This is a genomic window from Nocardia puris (genome assembly GCF_036051655.1).
GTDB lineage: Bacteria > Actinomycetota > Actinomycetes > Mycobacteriales > Mycobacteriaceae > Nocardia > Nocardia puris.
Window position 1 is genome coordinate 6,298,073 of the sequence record NZ_CP107943.1, and the last position, 16,387, is coordinate 6,314,459.

Sequence of the window (16,387 nt, forward strand, 5' to 3'; positions counted from 1 at the left end):
CGAGAAGTCCGGCGAAATGCAGTGGGGAACAACCGGATCCACCGATCCGGGATCGACCGGTCGCAGCGGAACCCGGTGCGGGCGACTACCATTCGCGGCGTGAGTGTGCGAAAGGGGGCGTCCCGGCGGGCCACCGTGTTCCGTTCGACCTGGACGGGTCTGCGGGTGGCGGCGGTGTGCCTGGTGGTCGCGGCGATCTGCGGGATCGCGGTCGCGAGCGGGGCGGCGGTGATCGCAGGCGTGGTGGGCGCGGTCGTGTTCGCCGGCTCGGCGGTCGAATTCGCCTGGGGGACGGTGCGGAACCGGCCCGACCTGGTGGTGACCGATCGGTGGGTCGAGCATCGCGCGTTCGGCCGGGTCGCGTGGGAGACCGTCGACCACGTGCGCGTGCGGCGGGCGGGGAAGCCGGGCGTGGACATCGTGCTGCGCCATCCCGATCCCGAGGCGGCGCTCGCGACGCTCACCTCGATTCCGCTCGTATCCGTCGACGCGCCGCTGTCGCGGATCGTGGACGCGATCCGGAAGCATCGGCCGGACGTTCGGGTGTCGGAAGTCGCGGCGACCGCCTGAGGTCCGACCGATCCGGGACCGGGGTCGCCGCGTTTCGCCTGGGTTCCCGCCCGGTTGTGTGGGTGCCATGAATTACCGGCACGCGCAGGCCTGGCGTGAATTCGGGCGGCGCGGAATCGTCTCGGTGGTAGCTTGCCCGCGCGGACGAATCGGGTTGTTGGATCACCTCCAGCTCGCCCGGATCCGGTGCGCCCGCACGGACGAATCCGGTTCGCGGCGCTGGTCGGTCTGCTGGTATCCGGCCCGCGCCGCGCGGACGAATCGCTCGGGAGAAGTCGGCGTCGATCCGCTCGGGCGTGACCGGAGGCAGTGGTCCCACGGTGTGGTGTACGACGGGGTCGCCGGTCCGTAGTCGGTGCTATGGTCCGAATGGGACCAGGTGGGAGCCCGCGAACGGGCGGACGAAGTGCGGTGGTGAGGCCGGTGGCGCGCTCGCGGGGACGGGAGACCGTCGATATCGCGCTGCTCATTCCGTCGAGCGGGCCCGCGGGGTTGTTCGGGCCGTCGACCGAGGCGTGCGCCACGCTGGCGGTGGAGGACATCAACGCGGCCGGCGGGATTCTGGACCGTCCCGTGCGATTGCACCCGGTGGACGCGGGCGCGCCCCTGCCCACCGTGGCCGCCGAGATCGATCGGCTGGTGCGCACCGGGCGGGTGGACGGCGTGGTCGGGTGGCACCTGTCCAACGCCCGCAAAGCGGTGACGCCCGTGACGGCGGGGCGCGTGCCGTACGTGTACACCACGTTCTACGAAGGCGGCGAGGACTCCGACGGCGTGTACATGGTGGGGGAGACGCCCGACCAGCAGCTGTTCCCGGCGCTGCGGTGGCTGCGGTCCGAACTCGGGATCACGCGGTGGTGCGTGGTCGGCAACGACTACGTGTGGCCTCGGGAAACCGCCCGCGTGACAAGGGAGTTCGCGTGGGGCGGTGGGATCGACGTCGTCGGTGAGTCGTACGTGCCGCTGGGCGGGCGGGATTTCGGCGCGGCGCTGGACATGGTGCGCGAGTCCTCGGCGCAGGGCGTGCTGCTGTTCATGGTCGGGGCGGACTGCGCCGCGTTCAACCGGGCGTTCGCGCGGGCCGGGCTGGACGAGCGGCGCATCCGGCTGAGCATGATGATCGGCGAGGACGTGCTGTACGCGGGCGGCGCCGAGAGCACCCGCGGCCTCTACACCGCCTCCGGCTACTTCGAGAGCGTCGTCTCCCCGGAAGGCATGGACTTCGGCAGCCGCTACACCCGCCGCTTCGGCACCTTCGCCCCGGCCCTGAACAATATCGGCGAATCCTGCTACGAAGGCCTGCTCCTGTTCGCCTCCCTCGCCGAAGCCGCCCGCAGCCTCGACCTGCGCGACATCGAACGCCACGCCCACCACGTCAGCTACGGCGGCCCGCGCGGCGAAGTCCGCGTCCGCGGCGCCCACACCACCCAACCCGTCTTCCTCGCCGACGCCGACGCCCTCCACTTCAGCGTCCTCGCCGAACTCTCCGCCTGAAACGGTTCCGTCCCACCACGCGGCGTGCGGGGACGGAATCGTTCAGCGATCGAACTCAGCAGGTGGCGATGGCGACCGCGTAGTCGACGTGGGCCTCGTGGCCGAGCACCGAGACCGTCCACGGTCCGGCGCAGAAGTGATGGTCACCCCCGCCGACGATCCAGCTGTACTCGACCCGCACGAGCACGGTGCTGTCACCGCAGTGCCGGTAGTAGGCGGTGTCGGACTCAACGACCTTTCGCATCCTCGTTCGAATGACCTCCCCTATCGAGATACGAACCAGTGGCTTCCCCAAGCACCACGACGATGGCAGCGCGCGAGCACCGGGGGGCGACAGCCCCGGAAAGTGATGGCCGACAGCGTGTTAACGCGCCCGAACGCGACTACGCGGCGGCGTATTCGGTGAGCCAGGTGGGGAAGGCGGTGAGGGTGGGGAGGATGGTGTGGGCGCCGGCGGTGCGCAGTTCGCCTGCTGTGCAGGGGCCGGTGGGGACGCCGACGGCGAGGGCGCCCGCGGCGAGGGCGCCGTGGATGTCGCCGACGTGGTCGCCGACGTAGATGTCGGCGCCGTGGGTGCGCAGGGCGGCGGCCTTGTCGGTGGACCAGAGGTCACCGGCGAGGTGGTCGACCTGGAAGCCGAGTTCGTCGAGGTGCAGGCGGGCGTGCGGTTCGTGCTTGCCGGTGACCACCAGCACGCGCCCGCCGCGGGCGCTGACGGCGGCGAGCGCGTCGGCGGCGCCGGGCATGGCGGGGATGTCGGCGACGATGCTCGGATACAGCTCGCGGTAGCGGGTGATCACGGCGGGAACCAGGTCCTCGGGCGTGCCGAAGCGGGCGAGGAGCATGCCCAGCGGGGGACCGAGGTGTTCGGCGAGATCCGCGCCGCGCAGCGGGAGCCCGAACTCGGCGGCGACCAGGTCGATGGCGCGGGAGACCCCGGGGCGGGAGTCGATCAGGGTCATGTCGAGGTCGAAGCCGACGGTCCAGGTCACGACCTCGACTCTAACCGGCCGTCAGGTTTGCCCACCGCCTCGCCGGGTATCGCTGAGTTGCCCTGCGTATGCCCAGGATTCGCGGTGTGTTCACCGTCACACCCCCGCGGAATTCGAGGCGCGCGATCCGTGCCGATCGCCGTCGAGACCGCCTCGCGCGGCGGTACGTTGGACCGCGACGCAGGTTTGTCTCGCGGAAGGGCCTCCCCGGAGATGGATTCGGATCTGCAGCACCGGCTCGTGACGTTGTTCCGCCGTACGGCGGCGTCCGTGCCCGCCTACCGCGCGTTCCTGGACGCCGAAGGGGTGGACGCGGACGCGGTGACCGACGCGGCGGGCTTCGCGCGGCTGCCGCTGATCACGAAGGAGAACTACCACCATCGCTACCCGCTGCCCGACCGCTGTCGCGGCGGCGACCTCACCGAATGCGACGTGATCGCGGTGTCGTCGGGCTCCACCGGCACACCCACGTACTGGCCGCGCACCTCCGAGGACGAAGCGGCCGCCACCCGCCGCTTCACGCAGGTCCTGGTGCACGGCTTCGACGCCACCCACCGGCGCACGCTGGCCGTGGTGTGCTTCCCGCTCGGCACCTGGGTCGGCGGGCTCTACACGCTGTCGTGCCTGCGCGGACTGGCCGGGGAGCTGTCCATGACGGTCGTCGCGCCCGGCAATAACAAGGCCGAGATCCTGCGTGTGGTACCGGAATTGGGCGCGCACTTCGATCAGGTGGTGCTGTTCGGGTATCCGCCGTTCCTCAAGGACGTGATCGACACCGGCCTGCGCGAGGGTGTCGACTGGAAGTCCTACGCGGTGAAGCTGGTGTGCGCGGGGGAGGTGTTCAGCGAACAGTGGCGCGACCTGATGGGCGTGCGCGCCGGGCTGGACCCGGTCCACGACGTGGCTGCCCTGTACGGCACCGCCGACGGCGGCGTGCTGGGCAACGAGACACCGCTGAGCGTGCGCATCCGCCGGTTCCTGGCGCAGCATCCGCGCTGCGCGCGCGAACTGTTCGGCGGTGAGCGCCTGCCCACGCTGATGCAGTACAACCCGGCGGACCGGTACTTCGAAACCGTCGACGGCACACTGGTATTCACCGCCGACACCGGTGTGCCACTGATCCGGTACCACATCGCCGACGACGGCGGCGTCATCCCGAACGAGCGCATGGTGGAGTACTGCCGCGCCTACGGATTCGACCCGGACGACGACACAGGACCGGACCTGCCGTTCGTCTACGTCTTCGGCCGCTCCCTGCACGCGGTCTCGATCTTCGGCGCCAACGTCTACCCCGAGACCGTGTCGATCGCGCTGGAAGGGCCGGACATCAGCGAGTGGGTGACGGGCAAGTTCGTGCTCGAAGCCTGGGAGAACGCCGACAGCGACCGCATGCTCCGCATCACCGTCGAACTCGCTCCCGGCGAGTCCGCGACACCCGACCGCACCGCACTCGTCGCGACGCGCATCCGAGACGAATTGGTCACGCGTAGCAGCGAATACGCCAACTATGTGCCCGCCGAACGCCGGACCCCGCACGTCGAGTTGCGCCCGGCGGGCGACCCCGACTATTTCCCGATCGGCGTGAAGCACCGGTACACGCGCTGAGCGTGACGGTGCGAGCGAAAACCCCTGTCGCACGCCTTGATTCACGTGGAACTGCCGATGCACTCGATGCCGAATGGCGCAGAACTGCCATCCCGCACCGGTTTTCGGCATCGAGTGCCTCGAATCGGGGGTGGGTCAGACCTCGCGTGCGCCCTTGCTCGTCCGCGACAGTTCCCCCGCTCGACCTGCGGGAAGTTCCGAACCAGGGAAGCACTCCCAAGGGCGAGGACTCAAGAAGCACTCGCCGCAAACGTGCATCGAGTGCAACAACAGCCTCAGTCCGTCACCTTCACGGTCTCCGCCTCCGCGAACGCCGAATGCCTGCGCCCGTACCAGAAGTACACGCCCACGCCGATCGCCACCCAGATCGCGAACCGCACCCAGGTCAGCTCGTCGAGCGTCAACGCCATCAGCGCGCAGCCCAGCAGCGCCAGGATCGGGACCAGCGGCACCAGCGGCGTGCGGAACGGCCGCTCGCGACCGGGTTCGATCTTGCGCAGCACCAGCACCCCGACACACACCACCGCGAACGCCGACAGCGCCCCGATGTTCACCAGCTCGACCACGATGTCGATGGGCAGCAGGCCGGCGATGGCCGCGCAGCACACGCCCAGCACCAGGGTGAGCTTGACCGGTGTGGCGCTCTTGCCGGTGGCGGCCAGCGAGCGCGGCAGCAGCCCGTCGCGGCACATGGCGAAGCTCAGCCGCACCTGCGCGTAGACGATGAGCAGCAGGCCCTTGGTGAGCGCGATGACCGACGCGACCACGATGACGGTGCCGATCCAGCCGATGTCGAGCGCGCCGAACGCCGTGGCGATGGGGGCGCCGTTGTTCAGCGACTCGAATGGCGCCACACCGGTGAGCACGGCGCTGACCAGCGCGTAGAGCACCGTCGCGACGAGGACCGTGCCGATGATGGCGAACGGGATGTCGCGCTTGGGGTCGCGCGCCTCCTCCGCCGAGGTGGCGACCACGTCGAAGCCGAGGAAGGCGAAGAACGCGACCGCCGCGCCGCCGATCACGCCGCTCCACCCGAACGGGGCGTAGGGCGTCCAATTGCCCGGGTCGATATGCGGCGCGCCGACCACGACCACCAGGACGAGCACGCCGATGGTCACGGCGACCAGCACCTTGGTGATGCGCGCGGTGAGCGATACTTCGCCGACGAGCACCGCCACGATCGCGCCGATGATCAGCACGGCGGGCAGGTTCACCACCCCGCCCTCGCTCGGGCTCGCCGTGATCGCGTGCGGCAGCGTGATCCCGAAGATCGAGTCCAGCGCCGACACGGTGGTGCCCGACCAGCCGATCGCCACCGCCGCGCCGGCGATCACGAATTCGAGCAGCAGGTTCCACCCCACCAGGAACGCGGGTCCTTCGCCCAGCGTCGCGTAGGTGTAGGTGTAGGCGCTGCCGGAGACCGGCGTCATCGCGGCCAGCTCGCTGTAGCACAGCGCCACCAGCACGCAGACCAGCCCGGCCAGCGCGAAGGAGAGCACGATCGCCGGGCCCGCCTTCTCCGCGGCCGCGACGCCGGTGATGACGAAGATGCCCGCGCCCACGATGGTGCCCACGCCCATGGCGGTGAGGTCGAGCCGCCCGAGCCGCCGGTGCAGGGTGCCCGCCGGTGTCGCGAGATCGTCGGGCGTGCGGCGGCGCCACCGCTGGGCTGTCGGGCTGGTCATCGGGTTCCTCTCGGGGCGCGGGTCACGCGCCCCAGCTACGACAATGGCTCTCCGATCCCGGTCGGGACCGAAGAGCCATTGTCGTAGGTGCGACTTCCCGTCTGTTAACCGGGGGTTTGCCGTCGCGTCAGCTGGAGGACGACGCCGCGAACGGCGTCGCGGCCCGCACCGCTGCGGCGCGGTTCGGGTGCTGCCACAGCCCCTTGCGCTCCAGGATCGGCAGCACGCCCTCGCCGAACCAGTACGCCTCCTCGAGGTGCGGGTAGCCCGACAGGATGAAGTGCTTGATGCCCAGGCGCGAGTACTCGATCAGCCGCTCGGCCACCTCGTGATGCGAACCCACCAGCGCCGTGCCCGCGCCGCCGCGGACCAGACCCACACCGGCCCACAGGTTCGGCGCGATCTCGAGGCGGTCGGTGCTGCCGCCGTGCAGCTCTTGCATGCGGCGCTGGCCCTCGGATTCGCTGCGGGCCAGGTTGGCCTGCACGCGCTCGATGTCGGCGGGGTCGATGCCGCGCAGCAGGCGGTCGGCCTCGGTCCAGGCCTCCTCGGAGGTGTCGCGGGAGATGACGTGGATGCGCAGACCGTAGTCCAGGATGCGGCCGTGGTCGACGGCGAGGCGGCGGATCCACTCGAGCTTGCGGCTCACCGCGAGCAGCGGCTCACCCCAGGTGAGGTAGGTGTCGGCGTAACGGGCGGCCACCGGGCCCGCGGCCTCGGAGGAGCCGCCGAAGAACACCGGCGGCAGCGGATCGGGACGGTTGGCCAGCAGCGCGTCCTGCACCCGGATGTGCTCGCCCTCGAAGCTCACCGGCTCGGCCGACTCCCACAGCGCGCGCACCACGTGCAGGAACTCACCGGTGCGGGCGTAGCGCTGGGTCTTGTCGAGGAAGTCGCCGTAGGCCTGCTGTTCATGGGGTTCGCCGCCGGTCACGACGTTGAGCAGCAGCCTGCCGCGCGAGTGCCGCTGGTAGGTGGCGGCCATCTGGGCGGCGAGGGTGGGGCTGACCAGGCCGGGGCGGAACGCGACGAGGAACTTCAGCGTCTCGGTGGTCTCGACCATCATGGCAGTGGTGAGCCAGGCGTCCTCGCACCACGCGCCGGTGGGGGTGAGCACGGCCTCGAAACCGTTGTCCTCGGCGGCCGCGCCGATCTGATTGAGGTAGCGCAGGGTGGCCGGGCGGTCGCCGGACATGAAGGTGCCGTGGCCGCCCGCGATGAGCCCCCGCGAATCGCCGTAGGTGGGCAGGAACCAGTGGAACGACAAGCTCATACGGGCGTCACTTCCTTCACGAGACCGGGGTGCGGGGCCGACCGTCGATCCTGACGCGCGCCGCGGGCTCCGTCACGGGTTGTACTCACCGTGGTTTCAATCCGGGACGGGGGCGATTGGTGCCCTATGCGTAACTTCCATTAACATGTAATCTCGCCAATACGCTCGGACGAGTGCGCCGGGTGGACCAGAACGAAACGAGTACCCCAATGACGCGGCATGTCGACGTACTGATCATCGGCGCGGGCCTGTCCGGAATCGGCATGGCCTGCCACCTCACGCGCGAGCGGACCGGACGCAGCTACGCGATCCTGGAGCGCCGCACCGCCATCGGCGGCACCTGGGACCTGTTCCGGTACCCGGGCATCCGGTCCGACTCCGACATGTACACCTTCGGCTACGGGTTCCGCCCCTGGATCGGCACCAAGGTGCTGGCCGACGGGCCCAACATCCGCCAGTACGTCGAGGACACGGCCGCCGAATACGGAGTCACCGAGCACATCCGGTTCGGCCGCAAGGTCACCACCGTCGAGTGGTCCACCGCGGACGAACTGTGGACGGTCACCGCGCTGGACGAGGGCACCGGCGAGACCGAGGTGTGGACCGCGAACTTCGTCGTCGGCTGCACCGGCTACTACGACTACGACAAGGGCTACCGCCCGGAATTCCCCGGTGAAGCTGATTTCCGCGGGCGGATCGTGCACCCGCAGCACTGGCCCGAGGATCTGGACTACACCGGCAAGCGCGTCGTGGTGATCGGCAGCGGCGCCACCGCCATCACGCTCATCCCGGCGATGGCCCCCGACGCCGCGCACGTCACGATGCTCCAGCGCTCGCCCACCTACATCACCGCGCTGCCGGCCGACGACCCGGTCGCGGTGGGCCTGAAGGTGGCGAAGGTGCCCTCGAAGATCGCCTACCGCCTGGGCCGGGCCCGCAATATCGCGTTGCAGCGGGCCAGCTTCCAGCTCTCGCGCACCAATCCGGAGGCGGCGAAGAAGCTGCTGCTCGCGGCGGTGCGGTTGCAGGTGGGTTCCGATATCGACATGCGCCACTTCACGCCGTCCTACGATCCGTGGGACCAGCGCCTCTGCGTGGTGCCCAACGGTGACCTGTTCAAGGTGCTGCGCAGCGGGAAGGCGTCCATCGTCACCGACCGCATCGAGACCTTCACCGAGAACGGCATCCGGCTGGCCTCCGGCGAGGAGCTCGAGGCCGATATCGTCATCAGCGCGACCGGCCTGACCGTGCAGATGCTCGGCGGCGCGACGCTGGCCGTGGACGGCGAGCCCGTCGTGACGCGCGACCGCGTGGTCTACAAGGGCGCGCTGCTGGACGGCCTGCCGAACTTCATGATGGTGCTCGGCTACACCAACGCGTCCTGGACGCTGAAGGCCGATCTGGCCGCGAAGTTCCTGTGCCGGGTGCTGAACCGCATGCGCGACAAGGGATTCACCAAGTTCGAGGTGACCGCCCGGCCCGAGGACCGCGGCGTCGACTCGCTCATGGGCGGCGCGCTCACCTCCGGCTACATCAAGCGCGGCGACGCCGTGATGCCGCGCCAGGGCACCAACGGCCCGTGGAAGGTGATCAACAACTACTTCCGCGACCGCGCACTGCTGGAGAAGGCCCCCATCGAAGACGGGGTGCTGACCTTCACCGCGAAGCAGGCGCGGAAGAAGGATCTGGCGGCCACGCGTTCCGCCTGAGTTCGTCCCGACCGCCTCGGCCCGCCGGATTCCGGCGGGCCGTTCGCGTTGCCGGAAAGGGATTCTCCAGTTAGGAAGCCGGGCGTCCTAACCGGCTCCTAGCGTGGAAGCATGACTGGAAACGCGCAGACGCCGGTGGAGCACGTGTCCCAGGACGTGGTGGCGCGGTATCGCCGGGACGGGTACGTGCACGTGCCCGGGGTGTTGAGCGCCGACGAAGTGGCGGAGTTCCTGGCGGAGGCGACGGCGCAGCTGGACGCGCAGTCCGTGGCGTCGTGGGACGCCGAGGACGGCAATGTCATGGACTGGGTGGTGGAGCCCGAACGGGTGAGCCCGGTGTTGCGGCGGCTGGCGCTGCATCCGGGCATCACCGGCATAGGGGCGCGGCTGGCGGGGCGGCCGCTGCGGCTGTACAAGTCGGAGTTGTTGCGCAAGAAGACGTCCGGCTCGGCGCCGACGCCGCCGCACGCGGACGCACCCGCGTTCCCCATCGACTCCGCGCCGGTCACGCTGACGGCGTGGGTGGCGCTGGTGGACGTGCCGGTGGAGCGCGGGTGCATGACGTTCGTGCCGGGCTCGCACCAGTGGCCCGACGGTGCGCCGTCGGTGTTCGAGGACCCGTTCCAGGCCCGGCCCTCGCTGCGCTGGTTCCCGCGCGTCACGGTGCCGCTGCGGGCAGGGGACTGCACCTTCCATGACGCTCGCCTGGTGCATTCGGCCGGTGTGAACGCGACCGATCGAACGCGGATCTCGCTGACCACCGTCTACATGGACGCCGAGGCGGTGTACCGGCCGCAGGCCGGCGCCGAGTACTACGACCCGACGACGGACGTCGCGCCGGGGCAGGTGTTCGACAGCGACCGGTATCCGCGAGTGGGCGGCTGATTCAGGACCGCGCCTCGGCGGTGGCTTTCAGGTCCTTCAGCCAGGTTTCCAGGCCCGCGCCGAGGAACGCGGTGGAGGTGGGGACGTCGGCCTCCACCTGCGCGCCCGACCAGTTCTCCTCGGTGCGCACCAGGACGCGCCGTCGACCACGGTGAAGGTCCAGACGTGGATGCGGAATTGCGAACCCGGGCGCAGCGGGCCGTCGTCCAGGCGGGCGATGGTGGCGACCGCCTGCTGCCATTCGGGCCGGCGTTTCACGTCGGCCTGGAGGTTCCGGATGGTGGACAGCGGCGCGTCGATGCGGGTTTCGGTGCGGTACCGGCATTGCCCTCTTCTTCGCCGAAGAGGAGGAGAACCCTTCTCACACAGGAGGGCGGATAGCGCACGAACTCAGTTGCCGTACTGCTTGGTCTCGGGCCGTTCGATCATCACGCCATACGCCGGATCCTCCGCCACCGGTCGATGCTCGACACCGCGGGGTACGACGAAGATCTCGCCCGCGGCGAGTGTCACCGACTCGCGGTCCTGGAGCTCGAGGCGGAAGGTGCCGCTCCAGCAGAGGAACAGCTCGTCCTCGTCGTGATGGTGCCACGGGAACGCGCCGTGGAAGCGGGCGATGCGCACCACGGCGTCGTTGGCGACGGCCAGGTCTCGGGGCTGCCAGGGGTCGGTCAGATCGCCGATGACATCGGTGATGGAGATCTTGCTCATGGGTTCATCCTCGCGCCGCCTGGGTCGTGGACCCAGAGCCAATCGGCTAGAATTGGTTTGCTTATGGAGCCAATGGAACTCGCCGACCGGCTCGGTCGCTGGTCAGCGGACCGAGGCCCGCTCTATCTGCTACTGGCGCGGCGCCTGCGCACGCTGATCGATGACGGAGAACTTCGGGCGGGCACGCTGTTGCCGCCCGACCGCGCGTTGGCGAAAGCCCTTGCGGTCGGGCGTAGTACGGTCGTCGCCGCCTACGATCTGCTCGTCACGGAGAGTCGAGTGGTGCGCCGACAGGGCAGTGGCACCCGGGTCGCGGGGCCCGAAGCACTCCCGGCTCGCGAGAGCACCCATTCCCCGGCTTTCCTGCAGTTGCTGGAGCCCGACGCCGAGGTCATCGCGCTGGCCTGCGCCGCGCCGACCGCGCCGCCACCCGAGCTCACCCGGGCATATCGCCGAATCCTGCCCGAACTCACCGCCGTGGACGGCGACATCGGCTACCACCCGACCGGGTATCTGCCGTTGCGCACCGCGATCGCCGACCGGTACCGCGCCCGTGGTGTGCCGACCGATCCGGAGCAGATCCTCGTGACCGGCGGCGGGCAACAAGCCCTGTCGCTGCTGGCTCGCGTGCTGCTGCGGCCCGGCGACCGGGTCCTGGTCGAGGCACCGACCTACCCCGGCGCCCTGGAGGCCTTCCGGGAGGCCGGGGCGGTGCCGCGGACAGCCCCGGTCGGCCTGGGCAAGGTGGACGCGGCGGCGCTCGCCTACGTCGTCGCGACATGTCAGAACCCCACGGGCGCAGTACTTTCCGCACCGGCCCGGCGCTTCCTGGTGGAATCGGCGCGAAAGTCCGGCGTGGCCCTGATCGACGACGAGGTGCTGGCCGACCTCACCTTCCCCGGCACCGAGCCGCCACCCCCGCCGTTGGCGCACTACGACCCGTCGGTGATTTCGGTCGGCTCGCTCAGCAAGATCGTCTGGGGCGGGCTGCGTGTCGGCTGGGTGCGGGCACCGGTCGCGTTGATCTCGCGGTTGGCGCGAGCGCGTGCCGTGCACGACCTCGGCGGCAACATCCCGGCCCAGTTGGCGGCCGCGCGGCTGCTGGATGATCTGGACGGGCTGCGCGGACTGATCACGCAGCAGCGCAAGGAAACTCATGACGTGCTGGTGAACGAGCTGGCCACGCGACTGCCGGACTGGGAGATCCCGGCGGTTTCCGGTGGCCAGACCCTGTGGATCCGGCTGCCGTACGGGGACGGTACGTCGTTCGCCCAGCGCGCACTGCGGCACGGGGTCGCGATCCTGCCGGGCGCCGGACTCGACGCTTCCGGCGGCAGCATCGACCGCATCCGCATCAGCTTCGTCGCCGATCCCGCCGAATTGCGCGAAGCCGCACGCCGTTTGGCTCGGGCGTGGCGGGGCTACCGGCCACCCGAGCGGCCGGCCCCGGCCGCACCGCCACTTGCCGTGTGAGCGAATCCGGAGTTCGGCGATCGGGTCGTGAGTTCCGGCGCGCTCTCACCGAAAGGCTTGCGGCTCTCAGCTCTTCGGCGGCAGTCCGACCAGGGTTTCGGCGATCGCGTACACGTCTTTCAGGTAGTTGTCCCACTCGGCGTCCGAGGCGGAGCGCCGGTCGAGCGCTCCTCGGGTGAGTGAGTAGCCGATGGTCTCGGCGACGACGCGGGGGGCCGCGACCGGGATGAGGGTGCCCGCCGCCCGGTGGCGTTCGAGGTAGCGGGTGAAGCGGTGGAGGGGGCGCTCGGAGATCTCGCGGGCCAGGGCGGCGACGGTGGGATCGACGGCGCCCCGTTCGTCGATGAGGCGCAGCAGGGGACCGGCGGTGCGGGCGGAGGTGGAGTAGGCGTCGATGGTGGCGCCGAGCATGGCGCGGGGGTCGTCGCCGTCGAGATCGGGTTGCTGCGCGGTGAGGAAATCGTCGCGGACCCGCGCGGCCAAGGCGTGGAAGATCTCGTCCTTGGACGCGAAGTAGACGTAGAGGGTCGCGCGCGAGACGCCGGCCGCGGCGGTGATGGCGGCGACGGTGGTCTCGGCGTAGCCGCGCGCGACGAAGACCTCGGCGGCGGCGTCGAGCAGGGCGCGGTGCCGGTCGGTGTGGGAGCGTTCGCGCGCGCCGCGCACGGACCAGGAAGCGGAGGTCACGCGAACCATCGTGATTGACGTTGACGTCAATGTCAATCACACTGGGCGCATGCACGTCGTCGTGGTCAACAGGGGCGAGATCGCCGTCCGGATTCTTCGTACCGCCCGAGAGCTCGGGTTTCGTACGGTCGCGGTGTACACGCCGGAGGAGCGGGAGGCGGCGCACGTGCGCCTGGCCGACGAGGCCGTGGCGCTGGAGGGCGAAGGAGCCGCGGCCTACCTCGACATCGCGGGGGTGATCGCGGCGGCGCGCACCGCCGGTGCCGGGACTCTGGTACATCCCGGCTACGGATTCCTCAGCGAGAGTGCCGAATTCGCCGAAGCGTGCCGCGCGGCAGGACTGGTCTTCGTCGGCCCGGAACCAGACGCGCTACGGACGTTCGGCGACAAGGTCTCGGCGCGCGCGGCCGCCGAGCGGATCGGCGTACCGGTCCTGCCCGCGACCGCGCACGGCAGCGACATCGAGGAGATCGCCGCGCTCCTGGCGGCACATCCGGACGGGGTGATGATCAAAGCCGCAGCAGGTGGTGGCGGGCGCGGTATGCGGGTGGTGCGCGATCCGGACGACCTCGGCGCCGCGCACGCCGCGTGCCGGGCCGAAGCGGCGGCGGGATTCGGGGACGACCGCGTCTACGCGGAAGCGCTCGCGCCGAAGGCCCGCCACATCGAAGTGCAGATCGTCGCCCACGGCGCCCGCGCGACGGCCGTGGGCGACCGCGATTGCAGCGTGCAGCGCCGTCATCAGAAGCTGATCGAGATCGCCCCGGCGCCCGACCTGGACGACGAGGTCCGCGCGGGCCTGCACCGCGACGCCGTCGCGCTGGCGGAGGCGGCCGGGTGCCGGGGCGTGATCACCGTCGAGTTCCTGGTGAGCGGCGCGCAATGGTGGTTCCTCGAGGTGAATCCCCGCCTCCAGGTGGAACATACGGTCACCGAGGAGGTGACCGGTCTCGATCTGGTGGCCGTCCAGCTCGAACTGGCGAGCGGCCGGCCGCTGCCGGAGTTCCCCGCCCCGCGCGGGTACGCGGTGCAGGCCAGGGTGAATGCCGAGAATCTCACGGCCGAAGGCGATGTGCTGCCCGCGTCGGGCGTCGTCACCCGGTTCGAACCGCCGACCGGACCGCACGTGCGGGTCGACACCGCCCTGCACGCCGGGATGCGGCACGGCGTGCGGTTCGATTCGCTGCTGGCCAAGGTGATCACGCGCGGCGACACGTTCCCGATCGCGGTGCGCCGATGCGCGCAGGCGCTGGGGGAGACCGTGGTGGAGGGCGTGGGCACCAACGTCACGGTCTTGCGGGCAGTGCTGGATGCGCTGGCCGACGGGGGAGTGGTGACGACGCAGTGGTTCGAGTCGAATCGAGGTGACCTGCTCGCGCGGGCAGCACAGTACGCGGACACCGCGGACCGGGTCGTCGCAGACGGCGGCGACGCGCCGAAGCGTGGATCACGGGGGCGGTCGCGTAACGAGGAGGCGGGTGGCGACTTCGCGACCACCGATTCCACTCCCGCGCTCGAAATTGCCCTGAGCGCAGGCGAATCCGTGCTCGGCGCACCCATGGGCGCCACGGTCGTCGCACTCACGCCGGTGGGGTCGGTGATCCCGGCGGACGGCGAGGTGGCGGTGCTGGAGGCGATGAAGATGCAGCACGTCGTGCGCGCGACCGAAGCTCTGCTCGTCGCCCGGCACCTGGTGCACCCCGGCGACGTGGTGGACCCGGGCGCGCCGCTGATCACCTGGACCGCCACCGATCATGACGGCGTCGCCGAAGCCGAGGCGGCCGTCGACCTCGACGCCGTCCGCGACGACCTCGCCGAACTGCTGGAGCGCCGCCGCGCCGCGTCCGACGGCGGCCGCCCCGAGGCGGTGGCCAAGCGCCGCAAGCTGCGCCGCCGCACCGCGCGCGAGAACATCGCCGACCTGGTCGACGCCGACAGTTTCGTCGAGTACGGCGCGCTCGCCGTGGCGGCCCAGCGATCCCGGCGCAGCCAAGAGGATCTGATCGCCAACACCCCGGCCGACGGGCTGATCACCGGCGTGGCCACCGTCAACGCCGACTGTTTCGGCGCGGAGGCCGCCCGCGCGGTGATCCTGTCCTACGACTACACCGTGCTGGCCGGCACCCAGGGCATGCGCAACCACGCCAAGACCGACCGCATGCTGGAACTGGCTCGCGCTCAACGGCTTCCGGTGGTGTTCTTCACCGAGGGCGGCGGCGGCCGCCCCGGCGACACCGACCACTCCGGCATCTCCGGGCTCGACGTCACCACGTTCCGCGCCATGGGCGCGCTGTCGGGACAGGTGCCGCTGATCGGGATCGTGTCGGGCCGGTGCTTCGCGGGCAACGCCGCGCTGCTCGGCATGTGCGACGTGGTGATCGCGACCCCCGACGCGAATATCGGCATGGGCGGGCCCGCCATGATCGAAGGCGGCGGCCTCGGCGTGTACGCGCCGGAGGACATCGGCCCGGTGGACGTGCAGCGCCGCAACGGCGTGGTGCACCTGGTGGCCGCCGACGAGGCCGACGCCGTCGATCTGGCCCGCCGCTACCTGGCCTACTTCCAAGGCGACGACCGCGACTGGACCGCGCCCGACCCGCGCGCCGCCCGGCACGTGGTGCCGGAGAACCGGTTGCGCGCCTTCGACATTCGCGAGGCGATCGCGACGGTCGCCGACACCGGGTCGGTGCTCGAACTGCGCCGCGACTGGGGTGTCGGCGTGGTGACCGCCCTGGTGCGGGTGGAGGGCCGCGCGTTCGGGCTGATCGCCAACGACTGCCACCACCTCGGCGGCGCGATCGACGCGCCCGCCGCCGACAAGCTGTCGCTGTTCCTGCGGCTGTGCGACGCCCACCGCCTGCCGATCGTGTCGCTGTGCGACACACCGGGATTCATGGTCGGCCCGGAGGCCGAGAAACAGGCCACCGTCACCAAGTTCAGCCGACTGTTCATCGACGCGGCGGCGATGTCGGTGCCGTGGGGCACCGTGATCCTGCGCAAGGGCTACGGGCTCGGCGCGCAGGCCATGGCGGCCGGATCGTTCCGGGCGCCGCGGTTCGTGATCGCGTGGCCGACCGGGGAGATCGGCGGCATGGGGCTCGAGGGCGCGGTGCGGCTCGGATTCGCGAAGGAACTCGCGGCCATCGCCGATCCGGTCGAACGCCAGGCCGCCTTCGACAATCTGGTGCGACTCGCCTATGCCAGCGGCAAGGCGCTCACCGCGGCCACCGTCTTCGAACTCGACGACGTGATCGACCCGGCCGAGACCCGCCGCTGGCTGCGCACGCTGCGCTGAGCCTGTCG

Annotated in this window: 14 protein-coding genes; 7 read left to right on the top strand and 7 right to left on the bottom strand. The window is 70.5% G+C overall.

Translation table 11 applies throughout. The features are described 5' to 3' along the window. Positions 1-99 precede the first annotated feature (99 nt). Together OHB21_RS29175 and OHB21_RS29180 are read left to right on the top strand one after the other, a co-directional pair. Entirely contained in the window at positions 100-570 is a 471-nt protein-coding gene (locus tag OHB21_RS29175) for a hypothetical protein (RefSeq protein ID WP_195124238.1), read from the top strand. A gap of 423 nt (positions 571-993) precedes the next feature. Then, positions 994-2,064: a substrate-binding domain-containing protein gene (locus tag OHB21_RS29180; RefSeq protein ID WP_324191960.1), complete on the top strand. Its 1,071-nt coding sequence runs from the start codon at positions 994-996 to the stop codon at positions 2,062-2,064. Positions 2,065-2,119: 55 nt separating this feature from the next. Here OHB21_RS29180 and OHB21_RS29185 read toward each other — a convergent pair whose 3' ends face one another. Both OHB21_RS29185 and OHB21_RS29190 read right to left on the bottom strand, forming a co-directional pair. After that, entirely contained in the window at positions 2,120-2,308 is a 189-nt protein-coding gene (locus OHB21_RS29185) for a DUF6355 family natural product biosynthesis protein (protein WP_067501522.1), read from the bottom strand. 139 nt (positions 2,309-2,447) lie between these two features. Then, positions 2,448-3,056, bottom strand: coding sequence for an HAD family hydrolase (locus OHB21_RS29190; protein WP_195124240.1), 609 nt, complete (start codon positions 3,054-3,056; stop codon positions 2,448-2,450). A 213-nt stretch (positions 3,057-3,269) separates the two neighbouring features. Between OHB21_RS29190 and OHB21_RS29195 the strand changes: the two genes are divergently transcribed. Then, the gene (locus OHB21_RS29195) at positions 3,270-4,661 is read left to right on the top strand and encodes a phenylacetate--CoA ligase family protein (RefSeq protein WP_147265760.1); all 1,392 of its coding nucleotides are present in this window, start codon (positions 3,270-3,272) and stop codon (positions 4,659-4,661) included. 275 nt (positions 4,662-4,936) lie between these two features. On the opposite strand, the gene OHB21_RS29200 is transcribed toward OHB21_RS29195, so the two are convergent. Then, complete coding sequence (locus OHB21_RS29200) at positions 4,937-6,346, bottom strand: amino acid permease (protein ID WP_195124242.1); 1,410 nt, start codon at positions 6,344-6,346, stop codon at positions 4,937-4,939. A 127-nt stretch (positions 6,347-6,473) separates the two neighbouring features. Then, positions 6,474-7,619 (bottom strand): LLM class flavin-dependent oxidoreductase, encoded by a 1,146-nt coding sequence (locus OHB21_RS29205; RefSeq protein ID WP_067501516.1) that lies wholly within the window; start codon positions 7,617-7,619, stop codon positions 6,474-6,476. A gap of 209 nt (positions 7,620-7,828) precedes the next feature. Between OHB21_RS29205 and OHB21_RS29210 the strand changes: the two genes are divergently transcribed. Both OHB21_RS29210 and OHB21_RS29215 read left to right on the top strand, forming a co-directional pair. Continuing rightward, positions 7,829-9,328 (top strand): flavin-containing monooxygenase, encoded by a 1,500-nt coding sequence (locus OHB21_RS29210; protein WP_195124243.1) that lies wholly within the window; start codon positions 7,829-7,831, stop codon positions 9,326-9,328. 111 nt (positions 9,329-9,439) lie between these two features. Then, positions 9,440-10,213 (top strand): phytanoyl-CoA dioxygenase family protein, encoded by a 774-nt coding sequence (locus OHB21_RS29215; protein ID WP_195124244.1) that lies wholly within the window; start codon positions 9,440-9,442, stop codon positions 10,211-10,213. Between the two features lies 1 nt (position 10,214). On the opposite strand, the gene OHB21_RS29220 is transcribed toward OHB21_RS29215, so the two are convergent. Continuing rightward, positions 10,215-10,343: an SRPBCC family protein gene (locus OHB21_RS29220; protein WP_267465108.1), complete on the bottom strand. Its 129-nt coding sequence runs from the start codon at positions 10,341-10,343 to the stop codon at positions 10,215-10,217. Between the two features lie 260 nt (positions 10,344-10,603). Next, positions 10,604-10,924 (bottom strand): cupin domain-containing protein, encoded by a 321-nt coding sequence (locus tag OHB21_RS29225; protein WP_067501504.1) that lies wholly within the window; start codon positions 10,922-10,924, stop codon positions 10,604-10,606. A gap of 63 nt (positions 10,925-10,987) precedes the next feature. Between OHB21_RS29225 and OHB21_RS29230 the strand changes: the two genes are divergently transcribed. Then, positions 10,988-12,397: an aminotransferase-like domain-containing protein gene (locus OHB21_RS29230; protein ID WP_195124245.1), complete on the top strand. Its 1,410-nt coding sequence runs from the start codon at positions 10,988-10,990 to the stop codon at positions 12,395-12,397. A gap of 66 nt (positions 12,398-12,463) precedes the next feature. On the opposite strand, the gene OHB21_RS29235 is transcribed toward OHB21_RS29230, so the two are convergent. Further along, on the bottom strand, positions 12,464-13,084 hold the full coding sequence (locus OHB21_RS29235) for a TetR/AcrR family transcriptional regulator (RefSeq protein ID WP_195124246.1): 621 nt from the start codon (positions 13,082-13,084) through the stop codon (positions 12,464-12,466). A gap of 49 nt (positions 13,085-13,133) precedes the next feature. On the opposite strand from OHB21_RS29235, the gene OHB21_RS29240 reads away from it, so the two are divergent. Next, positions 13,134-16,379 carry an acetyl-CoA carboxylase family protein gene (locus OHB21_RS29240; protein WP_195124247.1) on the top strand — a complete coding sequence of 1,082 codons (3,246 nt, stop codon included), beginning with the start codon at positions 13,134-13,136 and terminating at the stop codon, positions 16,377-16,379. Positions 16,380-16,387: the final 8 nt, after the last annotated feature.